Genomic DNA, 25854 nt, shown 5'->3' with positions numbered 1-25854 from the left:
ACCGGGTCAGCCCAGCGCGGCTGATCCGAACCGAACCTCGAACTGCGCGCCCGGATGGGTATTGGCCACATGCAGCGTCCAGCCGTGCGTGCGGGCGATCTCGGCGCAGATCGACAGCCCCAGCCCGGCGCCTTCGTCGCGCCGGTTGGCCCCGCGCCAGAAGCGCTTGAACAAATGCGGCATGGCATGGCGGTCGACCCCCGGCCCCTGGTCCCTGACGCTCAGGCTGAAGCGGTCGGCATGCACGCTCACGGCGCCGCCCCGAGGGCTGTGATGAATCGCGTTTTCCAGCAGGTTCTTGACCAGCACCGATAGGGCGCCGGCATCGGCATTGATCAGCTCGCGGTTGGCCTCGTCGCTGGCGATGAAGACGATACGGACCTCCCGCGAGCGCGCCAGGCGCGTCAGCTGTTGGCACACCTGCGCCAACACGTCGGCCGGGTCGAGCGCCTCGATCAGGTAGTTGTGCTGTTCGCTGGCTTCGGCCAGGTGCAGCAACTGATGCACATGGCGTGCCATCTGGTCGATGTCCTTGAGCAGCATGCCGGGCTGACCCAGCTCACCCAGTTCGACCTGGCCGCGCATGAGCGCCAGCGGGGTCTTCAATTCGTGGGCCACATCGGCCAGGAACTCCCGCTGCTGGCGATAACCCTGTTCCAGTCGGTCCAGTGCCTGGTTGAAGCCTTCGAACAGCGGCGTCAGCTCGCGCGGCAGGTTGGCCACCGACAGGCGCGCCGACAGGTTGTCCGGGTCGATGCTGGCCGTGGCCAGTGCGGCCCGGCGCAAGGGCTTGAGCAGGTAATGCAGGCTCGCCACCACCACGATGGAAAACAGCAGCATGCAGACCACCACGGTCACCAGCGTGAGGCGCCGCATCCGTTCGGTGCCATCGTCGAGCGTGATCCGGTGCAGCCGGTCGCTGCGCATCACCTGCAGGAACATCGCGCGGCCATCGTGTTCGATGCGTCGGGTCAACACCTCGGCCGCAATGTCGTTGTTCGACAGGCTCAAGCGCACGGCGGCGGGATCGAAGGCCGAGCCGGGGCGGGCGAAGGCGCTGGTGCCGCCGTCCGATGCCAGCAGTACGCGCCCCTGCAGGTCGAGCACCCGGTAGACGCAATCCTGGATCAATACCCGGTAGCAGGCCTCGATACGCTCGTTGACGTCCAGTTTGTAGGGCTGGCCGGCGGGGTCGTATTGCAGGCCTTGCATCACGCGTTCGGCACTGCTTTCGAGCTTGTGCTCGACGATCCTCTCGGGCAACCAGCGTTGCAGCGCAGCGACTCCGCCCACCACCGCGGTGGTGGCCAGTGTGAGCAACAGCGCGGTCACCCCGAGCAGGCGCAGCGATAGGTTGTAAGGGCGCCTGGCGCGTGGCGAGGCAGTTGCGCCAAGGGCAACAGGGCGCGCCGTTTGCGGCGGCAGCGGGGCCAGGCTCATGCTGCCTCCCCGGTACGTCGCAAGGCATAGCCCAGGCCGCGCTGGTTGGCGATCTGCACTTGCGATCCGATCGCTGCCAGCTTGCGCCGCAGGCGATGCAGGGCCACATCCAGCGCATTGGGCGTGACCGGCTCGGCGATGCCCCAGGCCGCTGCTTCCAGTGCCGTGCGCCGCACCGTAGCGCCGCTGGCGCGCACCAGCAACAAGACCAGTTGCAACTCGCTGGCCGACAGCGAGATCGATTCCTCGGCGCAGCACATGCGGGCGTCGAGCGGGTCGATGCGCAGGTCGTCGTATTGCGGCTGCAGGCTTTGCTGGCGTGGCGAGCGCCGCATCAGTGCACGCACCCGGGCCACCAGCTCTTCCATCGAAAACGGCTTGGCGAGGTAATCGTCGGCGCCGGCTTCCAGGCCGCTGACCCGGTCGTGCAATGCGTCGCGTGCGGTCAGCATCAGGCAGGGCGTGTCGATCCGCTGCGCGCGCAGGCGCCGCACCAGGTCGAGGCCATCGCCGTCGGGCAGGTTGCGGTCGACCACCAGGGCGGGATAGTCGATCTGCGCCAATCCCGCATCGGCCTGCGACAACGTGCCGTAGACGTCGGTCTCGATGCCGGCGGCGGCCAGTGCCTTGACCACCAGCGCGGCCATGCGCTCGTGGTCTTCCAGCAGGGCGATGCGGTTCATCATGGGGCGGCCTAGAAACGATAGAGATAGCCGGCGCGCACCGCGGCGGCGTGGGAACGGTCGACCAGCGGGCTATCGGTGATGCCGCTGCCGAAATGGGTCATGCGCACATCGAGGAACAAGGACTGGCTTTGGGTGAGCGAATAGTCGGTGCGCAGGCCACCCAGCAGGTTCGTGGTCGAGCCGCCGCGATAGGCGGCACGCTGCGCCGTGGCTTCGTTCTGGCGCACCCCGAAGTAGTAGTCGACATAATTGCTGCTCATCCAGTTGGCTCCGAGGTACGGCACGAAGGTAAAGCGACCGCTCTTGAAACGATGCTCGGCCAGCAGCTTGACGGTCTGGCCGCTGCTGTGGCCGGAGGCATCGGTAAGCCATTCCAGCGACAGGTCGGCATAGGGGTTGCGCCACATCGCATGGGCCCCGGCCCAGAAGCCGCCCTTGCGTTCTTCCATGCCGCTCAGCACGGGGGCGTCGCCGGCTTCGTAGCCATCGTCGGCATACTTGGCGCGCAGGTCGAACGATACCGGGCCGAGGCTGCCCAGCTTGAGGTCGGCGGTGGTGCCGGCAAAGCGCAAGCGGCTGCCATTGTACATAAGCCAGGGCAGGGCCCGGGTCTTGTTGCCGTAGCCGCGATAGGGCGACTGCTCGACGCCGGCGGCGGCACCCAGCGCCCAGGTGCTGGCTTGCGGATCGGTGGTGGCAGTGCCCTGCTGGGCGTACGCCGCCGGCAGGGCCAGCAGGGTGGCGAGGGTGGTCAGGGCGAACAGGGGACGGCGGGCGATGCGGTGCATGGAGGCTCCGTGGTGGTGGTGAGACCGGATCATCGGCCATGGCGACTTACCGGATACTTACCGTGCCTGCGGCGCTTTCAAGCAGCGCGGTTGCCGGCCTTCCAGTAGTCGGCCCGGGCATAGGCATGGCGCAGGAAGTCGACCAAGGCGCGGATGCGCAGCGGCAGGTGGCGACGCTGCGCGAAGACGGCATAGATCGACGGTGCCGGTGCCGCGAACTTGTCCAGTACCGTGGTCAATTGCCCGGCCTCGAGCGCGGCGCCGACCTCCCACATCGAACGCCATGCCAGGCCGCGGCCTTCGAGGGCCCAGTCGTGCAGCACCTGGCCGTCGTTGCATACCATGTTGCCGCCCACTTTGAACAATGCCTGCTTGCCGTTCTGGCGCAAGGTCCAGCCGCGCTGGCTGCCCTCGCTGCTCATGGCCAGGCAATTGTGGCGCACCAGCTGATCCGGGGTCTGCGGCGTGCCGTGCCGGCGCAGGTAGGAGGGCGCGGCCACGATGACGCGCTGGTTGTCGGCCAGCTTGATGCTGACCAGGTTGGAATCCGACAGCGGCGCGATGCGGATGGCCACGTCTATCCCTTCGCCGATCACATCGGCAATCCGGTCGTTCAGGTTCAAGGTCAGGGTCAGGTCGCGGTGCTCGGCCAGGAAGGACGGCAGCAGGGGGGCGACGTGCTGGCGTCCGAAGCCGGCCGGGGCCGAGATCAGCAGGTGTCCGCTGGCGCGGGCGCTACGCTCGGAGACGGCCGATTCGGCGTCTTCCAGGTCGGCCAAAATACGCTGGCAATCCTCCATGAAGGCGGTGCCTTCGTTGGTCAGCATGATCTTGCGCGTCGTGCGTTGCAGCAGCTTGACGCCCAGCCGCTCTTCCAGCGCATCGAGCCGGCGGCCGATCATGGCCGGCGCAATGCCCTCGGCGCGCGCCGCCGCCGACAGGCTGCCGCGGGCGACGACATCGACGAAGGTGGAAATCTGCTTGAACTGGTCCATGGCCTACTCATCACATTGGGGTCGGCCATTATGAATACACTTGTGACTTAAACGCAAAGATAAATTTATAAATGATGTCACTCATAACAATTTAGTTTAAATATACTGCGAACATACATTGTCGGAGGGAGGGCGGATCGCGCACGACTTCAGGCACAATCCCGAAGTGTTCTTTTTCTAATTTGAGGAGTCCAGCATGACGCAATTGAAGCTGCCGGCCGGCATGGAAATTTCCGGCGAGATCAAGCCGGGTTACGAAAACATCCTGACCTTCGAGGCCCTGTCGTTGGTCGCCAAGCTGTCGCGCACCTTCGAATCGCGCCGCCAGGAACTGCTGGCCGCTCGCGCCGAGCGGGCCAAGCGCTTGGACGCCGGCGAGCGTCCCGATTTCCTGAAGGAAACCGAATCGGTGCGCAGCGGCGACTGGAAGATCGCGCCTATCCCCAAGGCGCTCGAATGCCGGCGCGTCGAGATCACCGGCCCGGTCGAGCGCAAGATGGTCATCAACGCCTTCAACTCCGGCGCCGACAGCTACATGACCGACTTCGAAGACTCCAATTCGCCGGTCTGGGATAACCAGGTCAGTGGCCAGATCAACCTGTTCGATGCGATTCGCCGCACCATCTCGCTGGAGTCCAACGGCAAGAGCTACAAGCTCAACGACAAGATCGCCACGCTGGTGGTGCGGCCACGCGGCTGGCACCTGGACGAAAAGCACGTCACCGTCGACGGCAAGCGGATCTCGGGCGGCATCTTCGACTTCGCGCTGTTTCTGTTCCATAACGCCAAGGAGCAACTGGCGCGCGGTGCCGGCCCTTATTTCTACCTGCCCAAGATGGAGTCGCACCTCGAAGCGCGGCTGTGGAACGATATTTTCGTGCTGGCACAGGACGAGGTCGGCCTGCCGCAGGGCACCATCAAGGCCACGGTGCTGATCGAGACCATCACCGCGGCCTTCGAGATGGAAGAGATCCTGTACGAACTGCGCGAGCACAGCGCCGGGCTCAACGCCGGGCGTTGGGACTACATCTTTTCGTGCATCAAGAAGTTCAAGAACGACAAGGACTTCTGCCTGGCCGACCGCGCCAAGGTCACCATGACCGCGCCCTTCATGCGCGCCTATGCACTGCTGCTGCTGAAGACCTGCCACAAGCGCGGCGCGCCGGCCATCGGCGGCATGAGCGCGCTGATCCCGATCAAGAACGATCCCGAGAAGAACGCCGTGGCCATGCAGGGCATCATCAACGACAAGCGTCGCGATGCCACAGACGGCTACGACGGCGGCTGGGTGGCGCACCCGGGCCTGGTGGAGGCGTCGATGAAGGAATTCGTCGCGGTGCTGGGCGACAAGCCGAACCAGTTCGACAAGCAGCGCCCCGATGTCGACGTGAAGGCTTCCGACCTGCTCGATTTCAAGCCCGAGACGCCGATCACCGAAGCCGGCCTGCGCTACAACATCAACGTCGGCATCCATTACCTGGGCGCCTGGCTGGCCGGCAACGGCTGCGTGCCGATCCATAACCTGATGGAAGATGCCGCCACCGCCGAGATCAGCCGTGCGCAGGTGTGGCAGTGGATTCGCAGCGCCAAGGGCACGCTCGAGGATGGTCGCAAGGTCACCGCCGACATGGTGCGCGCGATGATTCCGGAAGAGTTGGCGAGGGTCAAGGAAGTGGCCGGCTCGGGCGCCACCTATGATCGTGCGGCGACGATCTTCGAACAGATGTCGACCGCGGAGCAGTTTGCCGAATTCTTGACGTTGCCGTTGTACGAAGAGATTTGATTTTTTTCCGCTGCACCGTCGGCAGTGCGCAGCGACATCTGACGGCTGGCTTGGAGTGAACGGACAAAAACGACCCGCCGGAACCTGGTTTCGGCAGGTCGTTTTATCTCTCGCTTGTTGCCTGACGCCATCGGCGTTCAGTCAAGCCTGACTTCCTTGGCTTGATTATCCTGCAGTGTCGTCACGATCAGGTTGGCATGGGCGTAACCGTAAAGTTTGCACCGCGTGCCGCCGGCATGAACGGTCCAGACCAATGGGTACAGGTTTCCATTGCGGTCCTGGACAACATCGTTCCTTTCAGCGGTAGCGGTGATCTGGCTCATCGTGACACCATGAAAATTCAGGCGCATCTGGGAAGACCTCTCGAGATGATCCATGATCTCCACCGAGCCGCTCGCCGGAAAAATATTAACGTCCAGTTCCAGGTCGCCGGCCAGCACTAGCTTGTCCTGCTTTTTTCCGAGCCATGTCTCGGCTTTGTTGTTTGAGCTGCCCTCTCGCGTAGACAAGATGATCAGGCTGTTTCCGCTTCCGCCGGAAATCTGGACCTGGCTGCTGTTGAACAACTCCAGCTCGATGGTGTGATTGCCCTCAGCGCCGGCGATGAATATGCCGTCGTAGGCGGCAATTCCCGGTGCGCTCGATACGTTGTTGGTGCCATTGCCCAGGAACAGCGCCAGATTTCCCTGTCCGAAACGAATCGAATTGTCTCCATTTCCCAGCTTGATGGCACGTAGTTCTGAACCTGTCGACACATCGATTTCGGTGTCCAGTTTCATGGGCCCCAGCAGTACTTCGAAGCCTCTAATGGTGCCTCGCTCTGTGCCCTCCCTGTCGGCCCGGTCGGCACTGGCTTCATCGCCCCGGATCCTGAGGTTGCGGTATTCGGTGGTATTGAGCAGCGAGTACGCCAGGGTATCGGCGTCACCGGCGCCACCGTCAGCGGATCGGGCAATACCGGTGGCATACAAGTGGTCATTGCCGGACCCCATGTCGATGTTGCCGCCGTGCACATAGGCGATGTCGTCGCCGCCTTTGAGCTTGATGTCATCCTCTGCGCCGCCGCCTGGTTGGTAATCCGATATGTAGCGGTCGCGCTGATCTGTCCCGGTGACATGATTGGTCGCATTCGAGCCGGTCCAGAGATGTATGTTCCTTGCCTGTCGCATATCGATTGCCAGCGGCGCATCGCCGATATAGTTGCCGAAATTGGCCGTGTTGAACTGGCCATTGCCACCATCGATATGCGACAACATGCGCTCCAGCGAGAAGGTGGCGTTTCCTGCCCCATTGATGATCCTGCCTCCTGAAATTCCCTGTACGTCATAGATGGTGTTGGCGTTGGAGAGGCTGTTATTCAAGGTCAGCTTGGGAACGCCTGCGGCGAATGCCGCATGTCCTCTACGTATGTATAACAGTGCTACGCGTGGATCGTTGGCTTGTCCAGTCCGTACCCCAGGCCTGTCGGTGAAATTCCTGCCTGCCAGCCCTGTCTGCAGATTGGCATTGTTGAAATTCACATGTGCATTTGTCTCGCCCCGTTCCTGGCTGGCCGCCAGCGAGACGGCGTGCCAGCCACGCTCGGAATAGGCGACCCAACCGATGATGTCCCGAGATTGTTGCAGGGTTCGGAGACGGGCATGCGGTTGTGGATTGTGGATGGAGTAACTGAAGGTGGCATTCTGGGGCACGATGTAATGGAACTGCGACACGTTGCTGGGGCGCGAGGATCTGAGCGACGGCGCAAGAATGGTGTTGCGAGCGCCGAATTCTTCGATCGATTGCGATGCCAGCCGGGCGGCAACCTCGCTAGACTGCCAATTGGAGTCTGCGATCACCGCGTCGCGCACCAGCGGCACGAACATGCTGACGATGGGTACCGTTTCGGCAATCGACATCTGGTAAAGGCGGTAGGCGAGATTGGCCTTTGTCGTCAGTCCTTGTGCGCGGTAGGATTGATAAAGGGAATAGTAGCTCTGTACGCGTCCGGCGGCCGTGAAATCCGGCAATGCGAATGCGAAGACGGTGCCAATCAGCGGGAACTGCATGGCAATGAGACTGACGACTGTATTGGCGGAAAGCTGAGCGACGGCGAGGCCAATTTGAGACGCCGATGCGTTGTTTTTCTGCATGTTTACGATATCCAAGGCGCCAGCGGCGAGATTCAAACCAAGGCCGCCGCTGAGCAAGCCGCGGGCGACAGCAGTGGGCAACCTCCCGGACACCATCAACGGAGTCAATGTGGCAGAAAGAAATGCGGAATCTGCGGTCAGTTTAATGATGAGGGAATGTTGCGCAGTGCTGGCCAGATTGCCGCGGTGAGCGAACTTATAGGCATCGCCTGCCAACGCCAGAATATCGTTGATCAGATAGAAACTCTGCCGTCCCGTCTCTTTCAATGATTCCTTTGCGCCTCGGTAGGAGAGCAGGCTTCTCTGCGCGCCTTGCGACAGCATGTTGATCGCCATCTTATCCAGTGCGTGCAATTGCGCGGTAACCGGCCTTCCGTTGCGCAGGTCTTGCAACGGGATGTTATCGGTTGCTTGGGGGCGCTTTCTCAAGTTGGCCGAGAAGACACTGTTGACCGCATCCTTCCATGGCATTTTCTTGTCGAAGTGTTTCTCGATTATGGCTAACAGGTAAGTGGACGGGACTTTGGTCGCGGCGAAGAACTCACTAGCGGCACTCAATTGCTCGTTAAGCCGTCGTATGGTCGAATTGGTGTAACGCGCATTAATTGCATGGGTCGCGAAGTTCAACGTTGCTGGAATCGAGCCCAGCAGACGGCCGAATTGCTGTCGTTGCAGTCTCGCGGCCATCCGTTCCTTCAGGTCCCCTAAATCGGTTGCGCTTAACAGGCTTGCGGGCAACTCTTTTAGTTTTTCCTTAAGCATGTTTTGAAATTCGCTCAGGCGCAGGGTCTGCATCAGCTGTAAAAGGACTTCTGCCTCAGCGCCCAAGGCGTTTCGGATGTTATTGACATTATTGATGTGATTTTCTCGATTGACGTGCGACTCCGTGATCCGCGTCACTTCGTCCTTCCACTCATTGAATTTTCGAACCACAGGGTGGTCGTCATTCCACTGGAAGGGATAAATACGGAACGACTCGCGGACTTGTTGTTCCACGCTCTCGATGAAGGTCGTCTTTAATATCGTATTCTCCCTTGATGCGAAATCGGTTGTCAGCCCCGACAGCACGTTTTCGTAGCGTTCGGAGACGACGAAATCCCGCACGGAGGCGACGATGCGGGCATTCGTGATCAATTTCCACATCTCGCGGTTCTTGGCGGGAAGGCCGTTGGGCATGACCTCGACCACATCGTTGAGCAGGGTTTGCACATCGTTGGATGCAGACGCGAAGTAAGTAAGATTGACGGAGCCGGAATTCATCTCCTGACCGAGATATTGCATAGTGGCTTCGACGGAGCTCAATTCCATCTTGAGCTGTTTCATCGCCGTGATGAACTGAGGCTCCAATAGAAGAGAAGTGTCTGGCGCAGGCAATGCGATGTCGAGTGATTGCATCGCATTTTTCAATTTCACGTATTCGTCGTGAGAGCCGAGACTTTCCGCAATGGTGGTATCGCTGTTTTTCTTGGACAGGATCGCCTCGATCTTGCCGATGAAGAACTGCAGCACCTCTGCGGTGTTGGCCAGTTTTTGGACGGTGACGTCTCGTCTGGCAGTGAGCTCGGCCGTATTGGCCACTGCATTCGTAGCGTCATGCTGGTAATCGGCATCCCAGTCGTTTGATCCGTAAATGTCTTCGGGCGTCGCAATGTCGTTGGCGCTCGCCGTTGCGTTGCCAAAGGCCGGCGTGACCCCTGTCGTCGTGTTGATCGAGGTGGTCGCGTTTCCCGAAGCGGGTGTGGCAAGTGTCGCATTGTGACTCGCCGGTGTGATGTCGTCCATGAACGGGGTTGTCGCGTTCATGGGGCTGCCGGATCGTGTTTCACCGCGATTGCGCCAAAGCAGGGAGCCGCCGAAAATGAGCGTGATCCCACTAAGCACAACGGGAATGTATAACTTGCTTGTCCACAGTGAGGCTGCGTTGCCCGCCATGAGGCCAGTGGTAAGCGACGTGGTGATTGCGATTTGACCTGGGCTATATCTCACCGACGGATGATTGTCATTGGTAGCCGGTTCCGGCTCACGCGCGAGGTGTTTGCCGCGCGATACGATATCAGGGGCATCGTCGTAATCCTCTGCAGGATCGCCCTCGTTATTCCAGGAGAAGAAGGCGTCGTCGGCCTCGTCGGCATCGACCGGGCGATCGGCAATTTCGGCCAGATCGATCAATGAAATCAGGGTATGCAGGGTAAGTGCGGCAAGTTGCTCCTGTGTCGTCGATGTAAGCGACTCGCGCATGAAATAATTTGCGAGAAAATCGTTTTCAGGCGCGCGGCAGAGGCGATTCATTTCATCGATGAGCTCTTTGTTGCCACTTGTTTCGATCGCTCCCTCCAGCGACAGGCTGATGCCACCTTGCTGGTTGCTCGCGCTGGCAACATCCGACGTATCCGAAGGAAGTCTGGCAACGCCTCGGATATTCTTGAGCACGCTGGTGGCGGTAAGGATGTGACCGAGGCTGGACACAAGCTTGTCGACCCAGGCTTTTCCTGCCGCAGGTTGCACCTCCGCTCCGAGTGGGGAGGATTGCTCATGCTCGGCAAGCGACATCTGCATGACCTGGGAAAAAAGATAATTGAAGGGATCGCTAACAATATCCTTGAGATTGTCCCTGAGGGCGGCTAATTCGGTCGATACCTTGTCCTTGTTGTCGTAGACGATCATCAGATAGCCTATTAAGATGAATCCGTTTAATGCGGTCCCGTCGTCAATTTCCACCAAATCCCTCAGTGTCTGAGGTGTCAGTTGCTCCCATATCACTCTGGAAAATTCGACAAGGTATGCCTGGGGCAGGATCGCCGCCCACGGGGTGCGCCATAGCACGTCCGTAAAATGCTTAAGCGAAGGCGAGCAGCGAAACGTATCGATGCTCGACAAGAGCGTCGCGGCGGAATACATGGCTGTCGCGCCAGGCAGGCGCGAAAGGCTTGTCTGCAGCAAATGCGTGTGCGCCAGTGTTTTCATCAGGTCGGACAAGCGCCTGATCAGATACACGCCAGTCGATTCAGCCGACTGCGGCGTTTGGACAGGAGGATTTTCGGCCAGCGGGGTGGCATCGAGCGCTGCCGTCAACTTGCCGCGTATCGACAGCGCAGCATCGTCGAGCAACTTTTCTGCCTGTTCCACATTCAATACGTGGCCTGCCGTCGCTTCTGCGGTGGCAATGATGGCAAGGTGGCGCAGTGGTTCGACATCGCCGTATTTTTCCAGTAACTGCTTGTATTTTAGGGTGTGCTGGAGTTCGGCCATGAGCGTGTCGACGTCCTGCAAAGGCGCGACTTCGGCGCGCGACGGCGCCCATAACGGGAAGATGGAGGCGGTTGAAACAGGCGCGCTTTCCTGTACGAAGGATGCGGAAGTCCCTGGGGCGATGCCATTGATCGGGAGATTCAGCGGGACCTGTTCATCCATCCATGCCTGTCTGCTCCATTCGGAAAAATCCTCATCGTCATCGTCTTCATCTTCCTCCGCCAGGTCGTCGAGGAAGTGGAGATAGCCCGCTTGACGTTGTTGCTGTACAAGCATCCTTGATTGTTCGGGAGAGACGAATGTCTTTGGCATGTTTTCTCGCTTGTCCAAGATCGTTGCAAAAGAATTCCGACGAGGGTGAACACGTGCGGAAGATGTATGCTCTGGTCCAGCGTTGCGATGCGTGCTTGATGAAAAGGAGATAGCGCATTAACCCGGCATCGGCGACGACGGCCATCTTTTTCCAAAACGCAGGGTACTCTTCGTTCGGGGCGGCCCTGTCGATCATGAATCGGTTCCCCTTGAAGCGATTCACGACAAGCCGTACATGGCCGCCAATCTTGCCTTGGCGCATCAACCACCCTGCGAGGCCGCACGGCGATCCTATGATCTATAGTCCACAATCGAGCTGTGGGCAAGGTCAGGATGATATCGACGGCGGTGGAGATGGGATGCAGGGAGGTGGACGGTACAACGACGCGCCGGGTGGATGTTGCTGTCAGGACGACGGGCCGGTAGTGGAGGCGCGGTCCGACAAATGAACAGGCGAAAAAAATCCCCGGCCATGGCCGGGGATTTTTTTTAAGTCGGAAGACTTACGCAGCTTGGATGTTCGAAGCTTGCTTGCCCTTTGGGCCAGTAGTGACTTCGAAAGTCACGCGTTGGTTTTCTTTCAACGACTTGAAACCGTTCGACTGGATTGCCGAGAAGTGAGCGAACAGATCTTCGCCGCCTTCATCAGGAGTGATAAAACCAAAACCTTTTGCATCGTTGAACCACTTGACGGTACCTTGTGCCATTACAGACTCCAAAATTTAATTGATTGGGGCTTCTATGCCCGGCTCTTTATCGTTACTCGGGAGGAATGACAGCGAGATGACCGCACTACCAACTCGAAACCTAACGACGGCCTGATTATACTCATTAAATTGAGAATGCAAGCTATTTTCAGAAGCAAACTTTGATTTAATTATTCAATCGTTTTGCCGTGCGCTTTAGTTTTCGATTCATGCCGAAAAATGGTGCACATTTTTTCTGCGAATCCCTTGTCTGGTGCGGGTTTGCGCGTGTCGGTGAGTGTCCTACAGACATGTCCTACACGCCATTGTTCAGTCGTTTATCGGATGCAGCAATACCACCGCTTCGGCGGCAATCCCTTCTTCGCGCCCCAGCCATCCCAGTCGTTCATTGGTCTTGGCCTTGATGTTGACTTGCTGTTCGGCAATGCCCAGGTCTGCGGCCACATGCCTGGCCATGGTCGGGATATGCGGCGCCATCTTGGGCGCCTGGGCGATGATGGTCGCATCCAGGTTGCCCACGGCGTAGCCGGCCTGCGCCACGCGACGCATCGCTTCGCGCAGCAGCACGCGCGAGTCGGCGCCCTTGAACCGGGCGTCGGTATCGGGGAAATGTCGTCCGATGTCGCCCAGCGCGGCCGCGCCCAGCAACGCATCGGTGATGGCGTGCAGCAGCGCGTCGGCGTCGGAGTGGCCCTTCAGGCCCAGGTGATGCGCAATGGTCACGCCACCCAGGACCAGCGGGCGATCGGGCACCAGCGCATGGCAGTCGTAGCCCTGGCCGATGCGAAACGGAAAAGAGGAAGCGGTCATCGGCTTGGATCCTTCAGGAAGAACTCGGCCAGCGCGGCATCCGGCGCCTGCGTGACCTTGAGGTTGCGGGGGCTGCCTGGCACCAGTCGCGGTTGCAGGCCAAGCATCTCGATGGCGCTGGCGTCGTCGGTGATGGCGTCCAGTTGCCCGAGCTGGCGAGCCTGCAGCAAGGCGCGCTGCAGCAATGCATAACGAAACATCTGCGGCGTCTGGGCCGCCCACAGGCCGGCACGCGGCACGGTCTGCCCGGCCCGCCCGCTGTCGTCGCCGCTGGCGCGCTTGAGGGTGTCGACCACCGGCACCGCCAGCAGGCCGCCTACCGGGTCGTCGCCCAGCGTCTCGAGCAGACGATCGATCAGCGACGCGTCCAGGCCCGGGCGCGCAGCATCGTGCACCAGTATCCAGTCGTCGTCGCCGACCTCGGCGCGCATGGCCTGCAAGCCATTCAATACACTTTCCTGGCGGGTGGCGCCGCCCACGCGCAGCACCGTCACGTGGTCCTTCAGTTCGGCTGCCAGCATGTCGTCGATCCAGCCGTCGGCCGGGCTTACCACCACGAAGGCATGCGCGATGCGCGGATGCCGGGCGAAGGCGGCCAGCGCGTGATGCAGCATCGGCTTGCCGGCCAGCATCATGTATTGCTTGGGTGTGGCGGTGCCCATGCGCGCACCCACGCCCGCCGCCGGTAGCAGTGCCAGGTAGCGTGGCGGCGACGCCGCAGGGACGGGGGAATGAGCTGGGTTCATGGAGAAATCTGGCGCACCGTCGATGGCGGCGGCGCCTGGGCAGGCCTGGCTGGGGCCATCGTTTATAATGCGAGGCTGAATTCTAATGCCAAAACCGCTACCGCGGCCGGCATTTGGCAGCGATTTGATCGCAGATCCCTGCCGAATATCCGACCGCTTGAGTCCGATGCCCTTCGACCTGAAAAAATCCCTCCCCAAGCCCGGTGTGCGTTTCGTTCCGCCGGCCGTGCACGGTTCGGCCGATGCCTGCCTGCTGGCGCAAGCCGCGCTCGAACTGAAGGCGCAGGGCCGCATGCTGGCCGTGGTGGTGGCCGGTGCCACCGATGCCCAGCGCCTGCTGGCCGAGATCCCCTGGTTTGCGCCGAGCGCCGACGCCGTGGCCGACCCCGCTGCCAAATTGCGGGTACACCTGCTGCCCGACTGGGAAACGCTGCCCTACGACGCTTTCTCGCCGCACCAGGACCTGGTCTCGGAACGGCTGGCCACGCTCTACGAGGTGCAATCCGGGCAGTGCGACCTGTTGATCGTGCCGGCCACCACCGCCTTGTTGCGCATGGCGCCGCCGCAGTTCCTGGCGGCTTATACCTTCTTCTTCAAGCAGGGCGAGAAGCTCGACGAGGCCCGCCTGAAGTCGCAATTGACGCTGGCCGGCTACAGCCACGTGGGCCAGGTGATGTCGCCCGGCGAATACTCGGTGCGCGGCGGCCTGATCGATATCTTCCCGATGGGTTCGGTGCTGCCGTATCGGCTCGACCTGTTCGGCGACACGGTCGAGACCATCCGCACCTTCGACGCCGATACCCAGCGTTCGCTCTATCCGGTGCCGCAGGTGCGCATGTTGCCGGGGCGCGAGTTTCCGATGGACGAGGCCGCGCGCCTGGCGTTTCGTAACCGCTGGCGCGAGATGTTCGAGGGCGATCCTTCGCGTACCGCCATCTACAAGGACATCGGCAGCGGCATCGCCTCGGCAGGTATCGAGTATTACCTGCCGCTGTTCTTCGAGCAGACCGCGACGCTGTTCGAATACCTGCCGCACGACGCCATGTTTGCCACCGTGGGCGATGTCGAGCAGTCGATCAAGCGTTTCTGGAGCGATACCCGCTCGCGCTGGCAGTTCCTGCGCGCCGACCGCGAACGTCCGGTGCTGGAACCGAAGGCGATCTATCTCGACGACGAGGATTTCTTCACGCTCCTGAAACCCTATGCGCGCTGGGCGATCAAGAGCGACGACGGCCCCTCGGCGCTGTCGGCGCCATTGCCCGAGATCGCCGTCAACCGCCGCCTCGAGGATCCGCTGGCCAATCTGCGGGCGTTCCTGTCGAAGACCGACAACCGGGTCCTGATCTGTGCCGACAGCAATGGCCGGCGCGAGACCCTGCAACAGTATTTTGCCGAATACGACCTGCATCCCGCGCTATGTGACGACCACTTCGGGTTTGTCGCCAGCAGCGAGCCCTTGATGCTGGGGGTGGCGCCGTTGCAGTCGGGCTTCCAGCTGCCGGGCCTGGGCCTGGCCTTCGTCACCGAGACCGAGCTGTATGCCGGCAGCGGGCGTCGTGCCGGACGCCGCAAGCAGCAGGCCACCACCGAAGTCGAATTCATGGTGCGCGACCTGTCCGAGCTCAAGGTGGGCGATCCGGTGGTGCACTCCAACCACGGTATCGGCCGTTACATGGGCCTCATCAGCATGGACCTGGGCGAGGGCGAGACCGAGTTCCTGCACCTGGAATACGCCAAGGAAACCAAGCTCTACGTGCCGGTTTCGCAGTTGCACGTCATCTCGCGTTATTCCGGTGCCTCGCCCGAAGACGCCCCGCTGCATTCGCTGGGATCGGGCCAATGGGAAAAGGCCAAGCGCAAGGCGGCCCAGCAGGTGCGCGACACGGCCGCCGAACTGCTCAACCTGTATGCCCGGCGCACGCTGCGCCAGGGGCATGCCTTCCAGTATTCGGCGCACGACTACGAGGCCTTCGCCGACAGTTTCGGCTTCGAGGAAACCGCCGACCAGGCGGCCGCCATCAACGCCGTCATCAAGGACATGACCTCGGGCCAGCCGATGGACCGCCTGATCTGCGGCGATGTCGGCTTCGGCAAGACCGAGGTGGCGCTGCGTGCGGCCTTCGTGGCGGTGATGGGCGGCAAGCAGGTGGCGATCCTGGCGCCCACCACGTTGCTGGCCGAGCAGCATGCGCAGACCTTTGCCGACCGCTTCGCCAACTGGCCGGTCAGGATTGCCGAACTGTCCCGTTTCCGTACCGGCAAGGAAGTCACGCAAGCCATCAAGGGGTTGGCCGACGGTACCATCGACATCGTCATCGGCACCCACAAACTGCTCTCGGGCGACGTCAAGTTCCAACGCCTGGGCCTGGTCATCATCGATGAAGAGCACCGTTTCGGGGTGCGCCAGAAAGAAGCGCTCAAGGCATTGCGGGCCGAGGTCGACGTGCTCACGCTCACGGCCACGCCGATCCCCCGCACGCTGGGCATGGCGCTCGAAGGGTTGCGCGAATTCTCGGTGATCGCCACCGCGCCCCAGAAGCGCCTGGCCATCAAGACCTTCGTGCGCGGCGAGACCGAATCGACTATCCGCGAAGCCTGCCTGCGCGAATTGAAGCGTGGCGGCCAGGTGTACTTCCTGCACAACGAGGTCGAGACCATCGCCAACCGCCGTGCCATGCTCGAGGCGCTCTTGCCGGAAGCCCGCATCGGCGTGGCCCATGGCCAGATGCACGAGCGCGACCTCGAGAAGGTGATGCGCGACTTCGTGGCACAGCGCTTCAACATCCTGCTCTGCACCACCATCATCGAAACCGGCATCGACGTGCCGACCGCCAACACCATCATCATGCACCGCGCCGACAAGTTCGGCCTGGCGCAGTTGCACCAGTTGCGCGGCCGGGTGGGGCGCTCGCACCACCAGGCCTATGCCTACCTGCTGGTGCAGGATGTGCAGGGCCTGAGCAAGCAGGCGCAGCGGCGGCTGGAAGCGATCCAGCAGATGGAGGAGCTGGGCAGCGGCTTCTACCTGGCCATGCACGACCTCGAGATTCGCGGCGCCGGTGAAGTGCTGGGCGACAACCAGTCCGGCGAGATCCACGAGATCGGTTTCCAGATGTATTCGGACATGCTCAACGAGGCGGTCCGGGCGCTCAAGGATGGCCGTGAACCCGACCTGGCCGCGCCGCTGTCGTCGACCACCGAGATCAACCTGCACGTGCCCGCGCTGTTGCCCAACGACTACTGCGGCGACGTCAACGAGCGCCTGTCGCTGTACAAGCGCTTCGCCAATTGCGCCGCGCAGGATGCCATCGACGCGTTGCAGGAAGAATTGATCGACCGCTTCGGCAAGTTGCCCGAACCGGCACGCGCGCTGGTCGAGACGCATCGGCTGCGGATCGCCGCCAAGCCGTTGGGCATCGTCAAGATCGATGCCCATGCCGAGGCGGCGCTGATGCAGTTCATGCCCAACCCGCCGATCGACGCCATGCGCATCATCGAACTGGTGCAAAAGAACCGCCAGGTCAAGCTCAATGGCCAGGACAAGCTGCGTATCACCGCTGCCATGGTCGACCTCAATGCGCGCGTGCAGCAGGTCAAGACGATCATGAAGGCGCTCGGCGCCTGAATCGCGAATCACCCGTTATTTGGATAAACCAGTAATCGACCCATGAACCTGATCCTGCAAGCACTCACCAGCAACCTGGCCGCCCCGGCCGCCATCGACACCATTGCCGGCATCACCGGCGCGGCCCGGGCCGAACCCATCGCCGTGCGCGCCGCCGGTACCCAGGCCTGGCGCCTCGCCGGCGCGGCCCAGGCGGCCAATGCCGAACTCGATCGCGCCTGCCTGGAGGCCGGCATCGACTACGCCTGGATCGACCCGGCGCGTCGCCTGGCCGATTTCAGGCTGGTGGCCATGGACATGGACTCGACCCTGATCACCATCGAGTGCATCGATGAAATCGCCGACATGCAGGGCCTCAAGCCACAGGTGGCCGAGATCACCGAAGCGGCCATGCGCGGCGAGATCGAGTTCAACGAAAGCCTGACCCGGCGCGTGGCGCTGCTCAAGGGGCTCGACGCGTCGGCGTTGCAGCGGGTCTATGACGAACGCCTGCAATTGTCGCCCGGCGCCCAGCCGATGTTGCAGGCGATCCAGGCGGCGGGCCTGAAGACCTTGCTGGTGTCGGGCGGCTTCACCTTCTTCACCGATCGCATGAAGACCCGCTTGCAGCTCGACTACACCCATTCCAATACGCTCGAGATCGTCGACGGCAAACTGACCGGCAGGGTGGTGGGCGGTATCGTCAACGCCGACGAAAAGCGGGCGACGGTAGAGCGCGTATGCGCCGAGCTGGGCGCTGCGCCCCACCAGGCCATCGTCATGGGCGACGGCGCCAACGACTTGCGGATGATGGAAGTGGCCGGGCTGTCGGTGGCATTCCGGGCCAAGCCGGTGGTGCGGGCGCAGGCAGACGTGGGCTTGAATTTCGTCGGCCTGGACGGCATCTTGAACCTGCTGGGTTGAGCAGCGGTCTGAATGACAGGCCGCCAATGCAACGGCCTTGTTCATGAAAGGAATCGCAATGACGCAGGAACTGGTGCTGGACAACAACACCGAATCGGCCAAGGAGCTGGCGCGGTGGCTCTATATCTTCCATGGCATCTGCCTGGTGTTTTCGCTGGGGGCGCTGTCATGGTTGCCCTTGATCGTCAACTATCTCAAGCGCGGCGAGGTACGCGGCACCTGGCTGGAAACCCACCATCGCTGGCAGATCCGCTCGTTCTGGTGGTACCTGTTCTGGATGTTCGCCGGCGGCCTGCTGTGGGTGACGGTGATCGGCATCCCGGTGGCGTTCCTGGTGTGGACCCTGGCCTGGATCTGGAAAGCCTACCGGATCATCAAGGGTTTTATCGATCTCAACGATAACAAGGCAATGCCAGCCTGACCCGCCGGCAGTGTATCGAACCGATGTTGTCAGTCGACGGCGCCCGCGGGCGCCGTTTTTTATTGCCAGGCGGAAAAGAGGGGCTTGTCGATTCAATAACCGCAGTACGTTGCCGAGATAGTCATCTCGAAACCTTTCGTCCATAATCTCAAAGAATTTCCCGTATTGGCGCAGCGCAAGCGAAAGCGACCGCATCGGTTCAAGCAGGAACCGCGCACTCCTTCAACCCAAGAAAGCCTGCGGCATGAAAAACTGGTCGATCAAGCAACGTATCCTGGGCAGCTTCGCGCTCATTCTCGTGCTCATGGCAACCATGGCCGGCATCTCGGCCTGGAATCTTTCGCGTATCGAGGATGGTGCCACCAGCCTGCGCAAGGATTCGACTCCTGGCCTGTACTACAGCACCATGATCAACGCGGCCTGGTACGAGAACCTGTTGATGGCCCAGCAGATATCGCAGGTCGACGAGACCGACGGCGAGCGGCAGGGCGACATCACGCTGTTGCGCCGCAACGGCGAGCGCCTGGATCGCTTGCAGGAAGACTACGACAAGACCGTCTTCAGCGACGAGGATCGCAGGCTGTTCGCCGAATTCAAGGAGGCACGGCAGAAGTACCGCGCCATCATGAGCGAGGTGCTCAAGATGGATTTCAGCCAGCGCGCCGCGATCAACCGGGTGGTCAACGAGCAGCTTCGTCCGCAGTGGCGCCAGGGCTACCAGCTGACCCAGCGCATGGTCGAGAAGAACAAGGCTATCGCCGATGATGCCGCCGGCGACATCGGCGGCGCCGTGACCTCGGCCAAGTTCGCGATGCTGGTGTCGTTGATGGCAGCACTGCTGGCGGCATTGATCTGCGGTTTCCTGTTGATGCGCGCCATCAACGAACCGTTGCAGCGGCTGATGGCGATCCTCGACGTGATGCGGTCGGGCGATTTCTCGCGCCGCCTCAAGCTCGATAGCGAAGACGAATTCGGCCACCTCGCCGGTGGCTTCAATCGCATGACCGATGACCTGACCTCGCTGGTGGGCCAGGCGCAGCGTTCGTCCTCGCAGGTCGCCACCTCGATGACCGAGATCGCCGCCACCTCCAAGCAGCAGCAGGCGACCGCCGCCGAGACCGCGGCCACCACCACCGAGATCGGCGCCACCGCGCGCGAGATCTTTGCCACCTCGCGCGACCTGGTGCGCACCATGAACGAGGTCTCGGTGGTGTCCGACCAGACCTCGGCACTGGCCGGCAATGGCCAGGCCGGACTGACCCGCATGGAAGACACCATGGGCAGCGTCATGGACGCGGCCGGTTCGGTCAGCGCCAAGTTGGCGATCTTGAACGAGAAGGCCGGCAACATCAACCAGGTGGTGACCACCATCACCAAGGTGGCCGACCAGACCAACCTGCTTTCGCTCAATGCCGCCATCGAGGCCGAAAAGGCCGGTGAGCACGGCCGCGGCTTCTCGGTGGTGGCCACCGAGATCCGACGCCTGGCCGACCAGACCGCAGTGGCCACCTATGACATCGAAGTGATGGTCAAGGAAATCCAGTCGGCGGTGGCGGCCGGCGTGATGGGCATGGACAAGTTCTCCGACCAGGTGCGGCGCGGCATGCAGGAAGTGCAGAGCGCCGGCGGCCAGCTGTCGCAGATCATCTCGCAGGTGCAGGCCCTGTCGCCGCGCTTCCAGCTGGTCAACGAAGGCATGCAGGCGCAGGCCAACAGCGCCGAGCAGATCAACCAGGCCCTGGTGCAGTTGTCGGAGGCGGCCCAGCAGACGGTCGAGTCGCTGCAGCAATCGAGCCAGGCGATCGAGGAATTGAACGTGGTGTCCACCGAATTGCGCAACGGCGTGTCGCGCTTCAAGGTGTCGGCCTGATGCGCCTGCGCTGCCCTTCATGAACCAGAAACTGTTCCTGCTGTTTCACATCGGTCGCGACCGCTACGCGCTGCAGGCGTCGGACGTGGCGCTGGTGTTGCCGCTGGCGCCGTTGAAGCAGGTGCCGGGGGCACCGCCGTCGGTGGCCGGGCTGTTCGCTTACGCCGGGCAGAACGTGCCGGTGCTCGACGTCAGTCGCCTGGCGCACGGCCAGCCGGCTGCCGTGCGCATGTCCACGCGCCTGGTGCTGATCCACTACGCAGTGCCGGGGCGGGCCGCGCAATTACTGGGGCTGGTGCTCGAAAAGGCCACCGATACGCTGCGTTGCGATCCGGCCGATTTCCAGGCGTCGGGGCTGGACAACAAGGAGGCGCCCTACCTGGGGCCGGTGCTGCGTCATCGGGGCGAGTTGCTGCAATGGATCACGGTCGATGCCTTGCTCGATGACGCTACCCGCGAGCTGCTGTTTCCCGCGCAGCCGGCAGGAGAGGCGGCATGAAGACCTTGCACGAGATTGCCGCGCGGCTCAAGGCGGCGATGGGACTCGACATGGCGACCGTGGGCAGCGGCCTGATCGAGCGCGTGGTGCGCGAACGCATGGCGGCCCTGCAGCTCACCGACGACCAGCATTACCTGGCACATCTGCAACCCGGCAGCGACGAGTTGCAACGATTGATCGAATCGGCCGTGGTGCCGGAGACCTGGTTCTTCCGCGACCGTGAAGCGATGCTGGCGTTGGCGCGCATGGGGCGCGAGAAGCTGGTGACCGGGCAGACGACGCGGCTGCGCATTCTCAGCTTGCCGTGTTCCACCGGGGAAGAACCGTATTCGGTGGCCATGGCGCTGTTCGACGCCGGCGTGCCGGCCTCGGCGTTTCACATCGACGCCATCGACATCCGTACGCTGTCGCTTGAAGTGGCCGCCACCGGGGTGTACGGGCGCAATTCGTTTCGCGGGCGCGACATGGCTTTTCGCGACCGTTATTTCAAGCCGCAGCAGGCGCATTGGCGCATCGACGACGAGGTCAAGGCGCAGGTGCGCTTTGCCGCCGGCAATATCCTGTCGGACGACTTCCTGCAGGACGCCTTGCCCTACGATTTCATCCTCTGCCGCAATGTGCTGATCTACTTCGAGCGTGCGCTGCAGCTTCGTGTAGTGGCGATGCTCGAGCGCATGGTCAAGGATGACGGCACCATCTTCGTCGGTCCGGCCGAGGGCGGTCTGATGCTCAGCCCGCGGGTGATTTCGGCCGGTATCCCGCTGGCGTTCGGGTTTCGCAAGCGCGATCCCGGCGATGCGCCGGTCGCCGCTCACTTGCGCGCCATGCCGCCCTTGGCGCCCGTTGCCCCGATGGCGCCCATTGCGGCCAGTGCGCCCAGGCAGCGTGCGGTCGGTAGCGAACGCATGGCGGCGCCGGCCGCCGCTGCAAGCGCGCCCGACATGCTGGCGCAGGCCAGGCGGCTGGCCGACCGGGGCGAGTTCGCTCGCGCCGACGCCTTGTGCGAGCAGCTCATCCTGGCCCACGGCGCCAACGCCGATGCATTCCACCTGAAGGGACTCATTGCCGACGCCGGGGGCGATGCGGCCGGCGCCCAGCGTTACTACCGCAAGGCGGTCTATCTGGATCCGGCGCACCACGAGGCGCTGCAGCACCTGGCGGCCCTGTTGCAGGCGCAGGGCGACCTGTCGGCCGCGCGCTTGATGCGCCAGCGCGCCGAGCGGGTCGAACAATCCACCGTACAGGGAGCCGGCAGCCATGGCTGAACTCGCCCGCCCACCGTCCGTGTGGGCCGACCGCATCGACGATTGCTGGAACCGCATCGGCGTGCGCGGCGACCATTCGTGCCCGCAACTGCTCACCCACCATCGCTGCCTCAATTGCCCCACCTACGCCAGCGCGGCGCTGGTGCTGCTTGACCGGCCGGTCGAGAGCGGCGCGCTGGCGCAGGAATGGGCGCAATCGGCCGAGCAGGCGGCGCAGTACGAGTCGGCCGGTGCCACCAACGGTGTGCGCGAATCGGCCCTGGTGTTTCGCGTCGGTGCCGAATGGCTGGCCCTGTCGACGGCAGCGGTGCTGGAAGTGGCCGATAGCCGCCCGGTGCATTCGCTGCCGCACCAGCGCAACGGCGCGGTGCTGGGCGTGCTCAATATTCGTGGCGCGCTGCGCATTTGCATTTCGCTCGCGGCGCTGTTCGAGATTGTCGATGCATCCATTCGCAACAGCCACCGGCCCTATATGGTGGTGGCGCTGCACGAGGCACAGACGCTGGTGTTCCCGGTCGACGAAGTGGCCGGGGTGCAGCGCTTCGACGCCGACGACGTCGAGCCGGTGCCGACCACGCTGGCGCAGCTCGCCACGCCCTATGCGCGCGGTTTGCTGGACTGGCGCGGGCGCAAGGTCGGGCTGCTGGACCATGGCCTGCTGTTCTATGCATTGGCGCGGGCAATGACATGAGTACGCCAGACCTGAGCCAGATGTCGATGCTGGACCTGTTCCGCTTCGAGGCCGAAAGCCAGATCCAGCTGCTCAATACCAGCCTGCTGGCCCTGGAAGGAGGCGCCGACCCGGCCGAACACCTCGAGGCTTGCATGCGCGCCGGCCATTCGCTCAAGGGGGCAGCCCGCATCGTTGGCCTGGACGCCGCGGTGCGGATCGCCCATGTGCTGGAGGACTGCTTCGTGCTGGCCCAGCAGGGCGAGTTGAGCCTGGGGCGAACGCATATCGATGCGTTGCTGCGCGGCGCCGACCTGCTGGGTCGCATCGCCAATCCACCCGATGGCGACGAAGCCTGGGCCGAGCACGCCGGCAGCACCGAGGTCGATGCCTTCATGGCGGCGCTGTCGACGGTGATGAGCGGCGGCCAATTGCCGGCCCCGCCTGCCGCCGCCAGCGTCGATGCGGCAGCGGTGCCAGGCACGTCCGGTTTGCCGGGTACGCCGGCGGCGGCGCTCACGCCGACGGCGCCAGCGGAGCCGGCAGCGCCGTCCGCGGCCCATGCCTCGGGCAGCGCGCGCGCGGTGCGGGTGAGCGCCGACAACCTCGACCGGCTGCTGAGCCTGTCGGGTGAATCGCTGGTCGAATCGCGCCGGCTCAAGGCGTTCGCCGATGGCATGTTGCGCATGAAGCGCATGCAGCGCGAAGCCATGCATGCGCTCGAATTGCTGCAGCAGAAAATATCGGCCTCGGACCGCGATGAACTGGCCCAGGCCGCGCTGGGCGAGGCACGGGCCCTGATGCAGCAGAGCCAGCATCTGCTGGGCGACCAGTTGAACGAACTGGAAGCCTTCGACCGCCGTTCGATCAATCTCTCGCAACGTCTCTACGATGAGGCCCTGGCGTGCCGCATGCGGCCGTTTGCCGACGGTATCGGTGGTTTTGCGCGCATGGTGCGCGACGTGGCCGGGTCGCTGGGCAAGTCGGTGCGGCTGGACATCGTCGGCCAGGCCACCCAGATCGATCGCGATATCCTCGAAAAGCTCGAGGCGCCACTGGGACACCTGCTGCGCAACGCCCTCGATCATGGTATCGAGGCGCCGTCGCTGCGGCAGGCCGCGGGCAAGCCCGAACAGGGCGTGATCCGGCTGGAAGCGCGGCACAGCGCCGGCATGCTGCACATCGAGGTGGCCGACGACGGCGCCGGCATCGACCTGGAACGCCTGCGCGCGGGGGTCATCAGCCGCAAGCTATCCAACGAGGAAACGGTGGCGCGACTGTCCGAGGCCGAGCTGCTGGAATTCCTGCTGCTGCCCAGTTTCACGTTGCGCGATACCGTCACCGACATCTCCGGGCGCGGGGTCGGCCTGGATGTGGTGGCCGACATGCTCAAGCAGGTGCGCGGTACCCTGCGCATCCATACCCAGGCCGGCACCGGTACCCGTTTCGTGTTGAAGCTGCCGCTGACCCTGTCGGTCATTCGCAGCTTGCTGGTCGACATCGGCGGCGAACCCTATGCGTTCCCGCTGGCCTACGTCAATCGCACCCTGCGCCTGGCGCCGGGGCAATTGCAGACGCTGGAGGGCTACCAGCACTTCACCCATGACGCACGCCAGGTGGGGCTGGTCAGCGCGCACCAGGTCCTGCAGAAGGGGCAGTGGCGCGCCAGCGACGATAGTGTCTGCGTGGTCGTCATCGGCGACCAGGAACACACCTACGGATTGGCGGTCGATGCGTTCCTGGGCGAACGCATGCTGGTGGTGCAGCCACTCGATGCCCGCCTGGGCAAGATCCCCGATGTGCTGGCCGGCGCCCTGATGGAAAACGGCGACCCGCTGCTGATCCTGGATGTGGCCGACATGCTGCGCTCGGTCGAGAAACTGACCTCGTCGGGCCGGCTGGAAGCCTTGCATCACACCGGTGCGGCACAGGTGACGGGGAGTGCGCACAAGAAGGTGCTGGTGGTCGACGACTCGCTGACGGTGCGCGAACTCGAACGCAAGCTGCTGGCAAACCGTGGCTATCACGTCAGTGTCGCCGTGGATGGCATGGATGGCTGGAACGCGGTACGCACCGAGCGCTTCGACCTGGTCATCACCGACATCGACATGCCGCGCATGGACGGTATCGAGTTGGTCACGCTGATTCGCGGCGCACCCAGCCTGCAGTCGCTGCCGGTGATGATTGTTTCATACAAGGATCGTGAAGAAGACCGGCAGCGGGGGCTGGAAGCCGGCGCAGATCACTACTTTACCAAGAGCAGCTTCCACGACGAGAGCCTGTTGCAGGCCGTCGCTGACTTGATTGGAGACGCAACATCGTGAGAATCGGGATCGTCAATGACACACCGATGATGGTCGAGGTACTGCGGCGGGTGATCGCCGAGACCGGGCGCCATGAATTGATCTGGATCGCCCGCGACGGCGAGGAAGCGGTACAGATGTGCGCCTGGCAGCTACCCGACGTGGTGCTGATGGATCTGCTCATGCCCAAGATGGACGGGGTGGAAGCCACCCGGCGCATCATGCTCAACACGCCCTGTCCGATCCTGGTGGTCACCTCCGACATGGGCACCAGCACCGCCAAGATCTACGAAGCGCTGGGCCATGGCGCGCTGGACGCGACCCAGACCCCGGCGCTGATCGGCGCTTCCGCCAAACGCGACGCCGCGGCCCTGGTCGAGAAGATCGACAACCTGGGCCGGCTGCCGCCCGAAGCGGTGGCGCCACCGGTGCGCGCGAGCGCGGCTCCGTTCGTGGCGCCGGTGTCGATCGGCAATGCCGCTGCGGTGCCGCTGGTGGCGGTGGGGGCGTCGGCCGGTGGCCCGGCGGCCCTGGCCCAATTGTTGCGTGGCATCCCGGCCGGGTTCGGCGCGGCGATGGTGATCGTGCAGCACATCGATGCCGCCTTCGCGCCTGGCATGGCCGACTGGCTCGGCATGCAGGCGCGCCTG

18 protein-coding genes are annotated in these 25854 nt (G+C 62.9%); 10 read left to right on the top strand and 8 right to left on the bottom strand.

Translation table 11 applies throughout. The annotated features are described in order from the left end of the window. Nucleotides 1-6: 6 nt before the first annotated feature. From PMI40_RS12200 to PMI40_RS12185, 4 genes are all read right to left on the bottom strand, one after another. The gene (locus PMI40_RS12200; protein ID WP_008115729.1) at nt 7-1440 is read right to left on the bottom strand and encodes a HAMP domain-containing sensor histidine kinase; all 1434 of its coding nucleotides are present in this window, start codon (nt 1438-1440) and stop codon (nt 7-9) included. Continuing rightward, entirely contained in the window at nt 1437-2123 is a 687-nt protein-coding gene (locus tag PMI40_RS12195; RefSeq protein WP_040501979.1) for a response regulator transcription factor, read from the bottom strand. The genes PMI40_RS12200 and PMI40_RS12195 overlap by 4 nt, the downstream gene beginning before the upstream one ends. A gap of 11 nt (nt 2124-2134) precedes the next feature. After that, nucleotides 2135-2914, bottom strand: coding sequence for a MipA/OmpV family protein (locus PMI40_RS12190; protein WP_008115724.1), 780 nt, complete (start codon nt 2912-2914; stop codon nt 2135-2137). Nucleotides 2915-2991: 77 nt separating this feature from the next. Further along, on the bottom strand, nt 2992-3909 hold the full coding sequence (locus tag PMI40_RS12185; protein ID WP_008115721.1) for a LysR family transcriptional regulator: 918 nt from the start codon (nt 3907-3909) through the stop codon (nt 2992-2994). 196 nt (nt 3910-4105) lie between these two features. Here PMI40_RS12185 and aceB point away from each other — a divergent pair, with 196 nt between their 5' ends. After that, nucleotides 4106-5692, top strand: coding sequence for a malate synthase A (aceB, locus tag PMI40_RS12180; RefSeq protein ID WP_008115720.1), 1587 nt, complete (start codon nt 4106-4108; stop codon nt 5690-5692). 137 nt (nt 5693-5829) lie between these two features. Here aceB and PMI40_RS12175 read toward each other — a convergent pair whose 3' ends face one another. The 4 genes from PMI40_RS12175 to ispD form a co-directional block, all read right to left on the bottom strand. Then, nucleotides 5830-11385, bottom strand: a complete 5556-nt coding sequence (locus tag PMI40_RS12175) for a calcium-binding protein (protein ID WP_008115718.1) — start codon at nt 11383-11385, stop codon at nt 5830-5832. A 503-nt stretch (nt 11386-11888) separates the two neighbouring features. Next, nucleotides 11889-12092: a cold-shock protein gene (locus PMI40_RS12170; RefSeq protein ID WP_008115716.1), complete on the bottom strand. Its 204-nt coding sequence runs from the start codon at nt 12090-12092 to the stop codon at nt 11889-11891. Nucleotides 12093-12401: 309 nt separating this feature from the next. Next, entirely contained in the window at nt 12402-12902 is a 501-nt protein-coding gene (gene ispF, locus PMI40_RS12165; RefSeq protein WP_008115714.1) for a 2-C-methyl-D-erythritol 2,4-cyclodiphosphate synthase, read from the bottom strand. After that, the gene (gene ispD, locus PMI40_RS12160) at nt 12899-13648 is read right to left on the bottom strand and encodes a 2-C-methyl-D-erythritol 4-phosphate cytidylyltransferase (protein ID WP_008115712.1); all 750 of its coding nucleotides are present in this window, start codon (nt 13646-13648) and stop codon (nt 12899-12901) included. The genes ispF and ispD overlap by 4 nt, the downstream gene beginning before the upstream one ends. A gap of 166 nt (nt 13649-13814) precedes the next feature. Here ispD and mfd point away from each other — a divergent pair, with 166 nt between their 5' ends. From mfd to PMI40_RS12115, 9 genes are all read left to right on the top strand, one after another. Next, nucleotides 13815-17273 (top strand): transcription-repair coupling factor, encoded by a 3459-nt coding sequence (gene mfd, locus PMI40_RS12155; protein ID WP_040501975.1) that lies wholly within the window; start codon nt 13815-13817, stop codon nt 17271-17273. Between the two features lie 42 nt (nt 17274-17315). Further along, nucleotides 17316-18176 carry a phosphoserine phosphatase SerB gene (serB, locus tag PMI40_RS12150; RefSeq protein ID WP_008115709.1) on the top strand — a complete coding sequence of 287 codons (861 nt, stop codon included), beginning with the start codon at nt 17316-17318 and terminating at the stop codon, nt 18174-18176. A gap of 58 nt (nt 18177-18234) precedes the next feature. Continuing rightward, nucleotides 18235-18597, top strand: a complete 363-nt coding sequence (locus tag PMI40_RS12145; protein WP_008115708.1) for a hypothetical protein — start codon at nt 18235-18237, stop codon at nt 18595-18597. Between the two features lie 244 nt (nt 18598-18841). After that, nucleotides 18842-20467 carry a methyl-accepting chemotaxis protein gene (locus PMI40_RS12140; RefSeq protein ID WP_008115706.1) on the top strand — a complete coding sequence of 542 codons (1626 nt, stop codon included), beginning with the start codon at nt 18842-18844 and terminating at the stop codon, nt 20465-20467. A 19-nt stretch (nt 20468-20486) separates the two neighbouring features. Next, nucleotides 20487-20966 carry a chemotaxis protein CheW gene (locus PMI40_RS12135; RefSeq protein WP_008115704.1) on the top strand — a complete coding sequence of 160 codons (480 nt, stop codon included), beginning with the start codon at nt 20487-20489 and terminating at the stop codon, nt 20964-20966. Beyond that, nucleotides 20963-22231: a protein-glutamate O-methyltransferase CheR gene (locus PMI40_RS12130; RefSeq protein WP_008115702.1), complete on the top strand. Its 1269-nt coding sequence runs from the start codon at nt 20963-20965 to the stop codon at nt 22229-22231. The genes PMI40_RS12135 and PMI40_RS12130 overlap by 4 nt, the downstream gene beginning before the upstream one ends. After that, nucleotides 22224-22922, top strand: a complete 699-nt coding sequence (locus PMI40_RS12125) for a chemotaxis protein CheW (protein ID WP_008115700.1) — start codon at nt 22224-22226, stop codon at nt 22920-22922. The genes PMI40_RS12130 and PMI40_RS12125 overlap by 8 nt, the downstream gene beginning before the upstream one ends. After that, on the top strand, nt 22919-25225 hold the full coding sequence (locus PMI40_RS12120; RefSeq protein WP_008115698.1) for a hybrid sensor histidine kinase/response regulator: 2307 nt from the start codon (nt 22919-22921) through the stop codon (nt 25223-25225). Before PMI40_RS12125 ends, PMI40_RS12120 begins: the two co-directional genes overlap by 4 nt. Then, nucleotides 25222-25854: response regulator (locus tag PMI40_RS12115; protein ID WP_008115697.1), on the top strand; the 633-nt coding region annotated here is incomplete at its 3' end. The genes PMI40_RS12120 and PMI40_RS12115, both read left to right, overlap by 4 nt.

It is taken from the genome of Herbaspirillum sp. YR522 (assembly GCF_000282575.1).
Classification (GTDB): Bacteria; Pseudomonadota; Gammaproteobacteria; order Burkholderiales; family Burkholderiaceae_D; genus Herbaspirillum.
This window is presented reverse-complemented; position numbering and strand designations above follow the sequence as displayed.

Excerpts from the sequence above, each read along its gene's own strand:
- serB (WP_008115709.1), top strand. The coding sequence starts at position 17,316 with ATGAACCTGATCCTGCAAGCACTCACCAGCAACCTGGCCGCCCCGGCC.
- PMI40_RS12175 (WP_008115718.1), bottom strand. The coding sequence starts at position 11,385 with ATGCCAAAGACATTCGTCTCTCCCGAACAATCAAGGATGCTTGTACAG.
- PMI40_RS12125 (WP_008115700.1), top strand. The coding sequence starts at position 22,224 with ATGGCTGAACTCGCCCGCCCACCGTCCGTGTGGGCCGACCGCATCGAC.
- ispF (WP_008115714.1), bottom strand. The coding sequence starts at position 12,902 with ATGACCGCTTCCTCTTTTCCGTTTCGCATCGGCCAGGGCTACGACTGC.
- aceB (WP_008115720.1), top strand. The coding sequence starts at position 4,106 with ATGACGCAATTGAAGCTGCCGGCCGGCATGGAAATTTCCGGCGAGATC.
- ispD (WP_008115712.1), bottom strand. The coding sequence starts at position 13,648 with ATGAACCCAGCTCATTCCCCCGTCCCTGCGGCGTCGCCGCCACGCTAC.
- PMI40_RS12185 (WP_008115721.1), bottom strand. The coding sequence starts at position 3,909 with ATGGACCAGTTCAAGCAGATTTCCACCTTCGTCGATGTCGTCGCCCGC.
- PMI40_RS12130 (WP_008115702.1), top strand. The coding sequence starts at position 20,963 with ATGAAGACCTTGCACGAGATTGCCGCGCGGCTCAAGGCGGCGATGGGA.
- PMI40_RS12170 (WP_008115716.1), bottom strand. The coding sequence starts at position 12,092 with ATGGCACAAGGTACCGTCAAGTGGTTCAACGATGCAAAAGGTTTTGGT.
- PMI40_RS12190 (WP_008115724.1), bottom strand. The coding sequence starts at position 2,914 with ATGCACCGCATCGCCCGCCGTCCCCTGTTCGCCCTGACCACCCTCGCC.
- PMI40_RS12120 (WP_008115698.1), top strand. The coding sequence starts at position 22,919 with ATGAGTACGCCAGACCTGAGCCAGATGTCGATGCTGGACCTGTTCCGC.
- PMI40_RS12200 (WP_008115729.1), bottom strand. The coding sequence starts at position 1,440 with ATGAGCCTGGCCCCGCTGCCGCCGCAAACGGCGCGCCCTGTTGCCCTT.
- PMI40_RS12195 (WP_040501979.1), bottom strand. The coding sequence starts at position 2,123 with ATGAACCGCATCGCCCTGCTGGAAGACCACGAGCGCATGGCCGCGCTG.
- PMI40_RS12135 (WP_008115704.1), top strand. The coding sequence starts at position 20,487 with ATGAACCAGAAACTGTTCCTGCTGTTTCACATCGGTCGCGACCGCTAC.
- PMI40_RS12140 (WP_008115706.1), top strand. The coding sequence starts at position 18,842 with ATGAAAAACTGGTCGATCAAGCAACGTATCCTGGGCAGCTTCGCGCTC.
- mfd (WP_040501975.1), top strand. The coding sequence starts at position 13,815 with ATGCCCTTCGACCTGAAAAAATCCCTCCCCAAGCCCGGTGTGCGTTTC.
- PMI40_RS12145 (WP_008115708.1), top strand. The coding sequence starts at position 18,235 with ATGACGCAGGAACTGGTGCTGGACAACAACACCGAATCGGCCAAGGAG.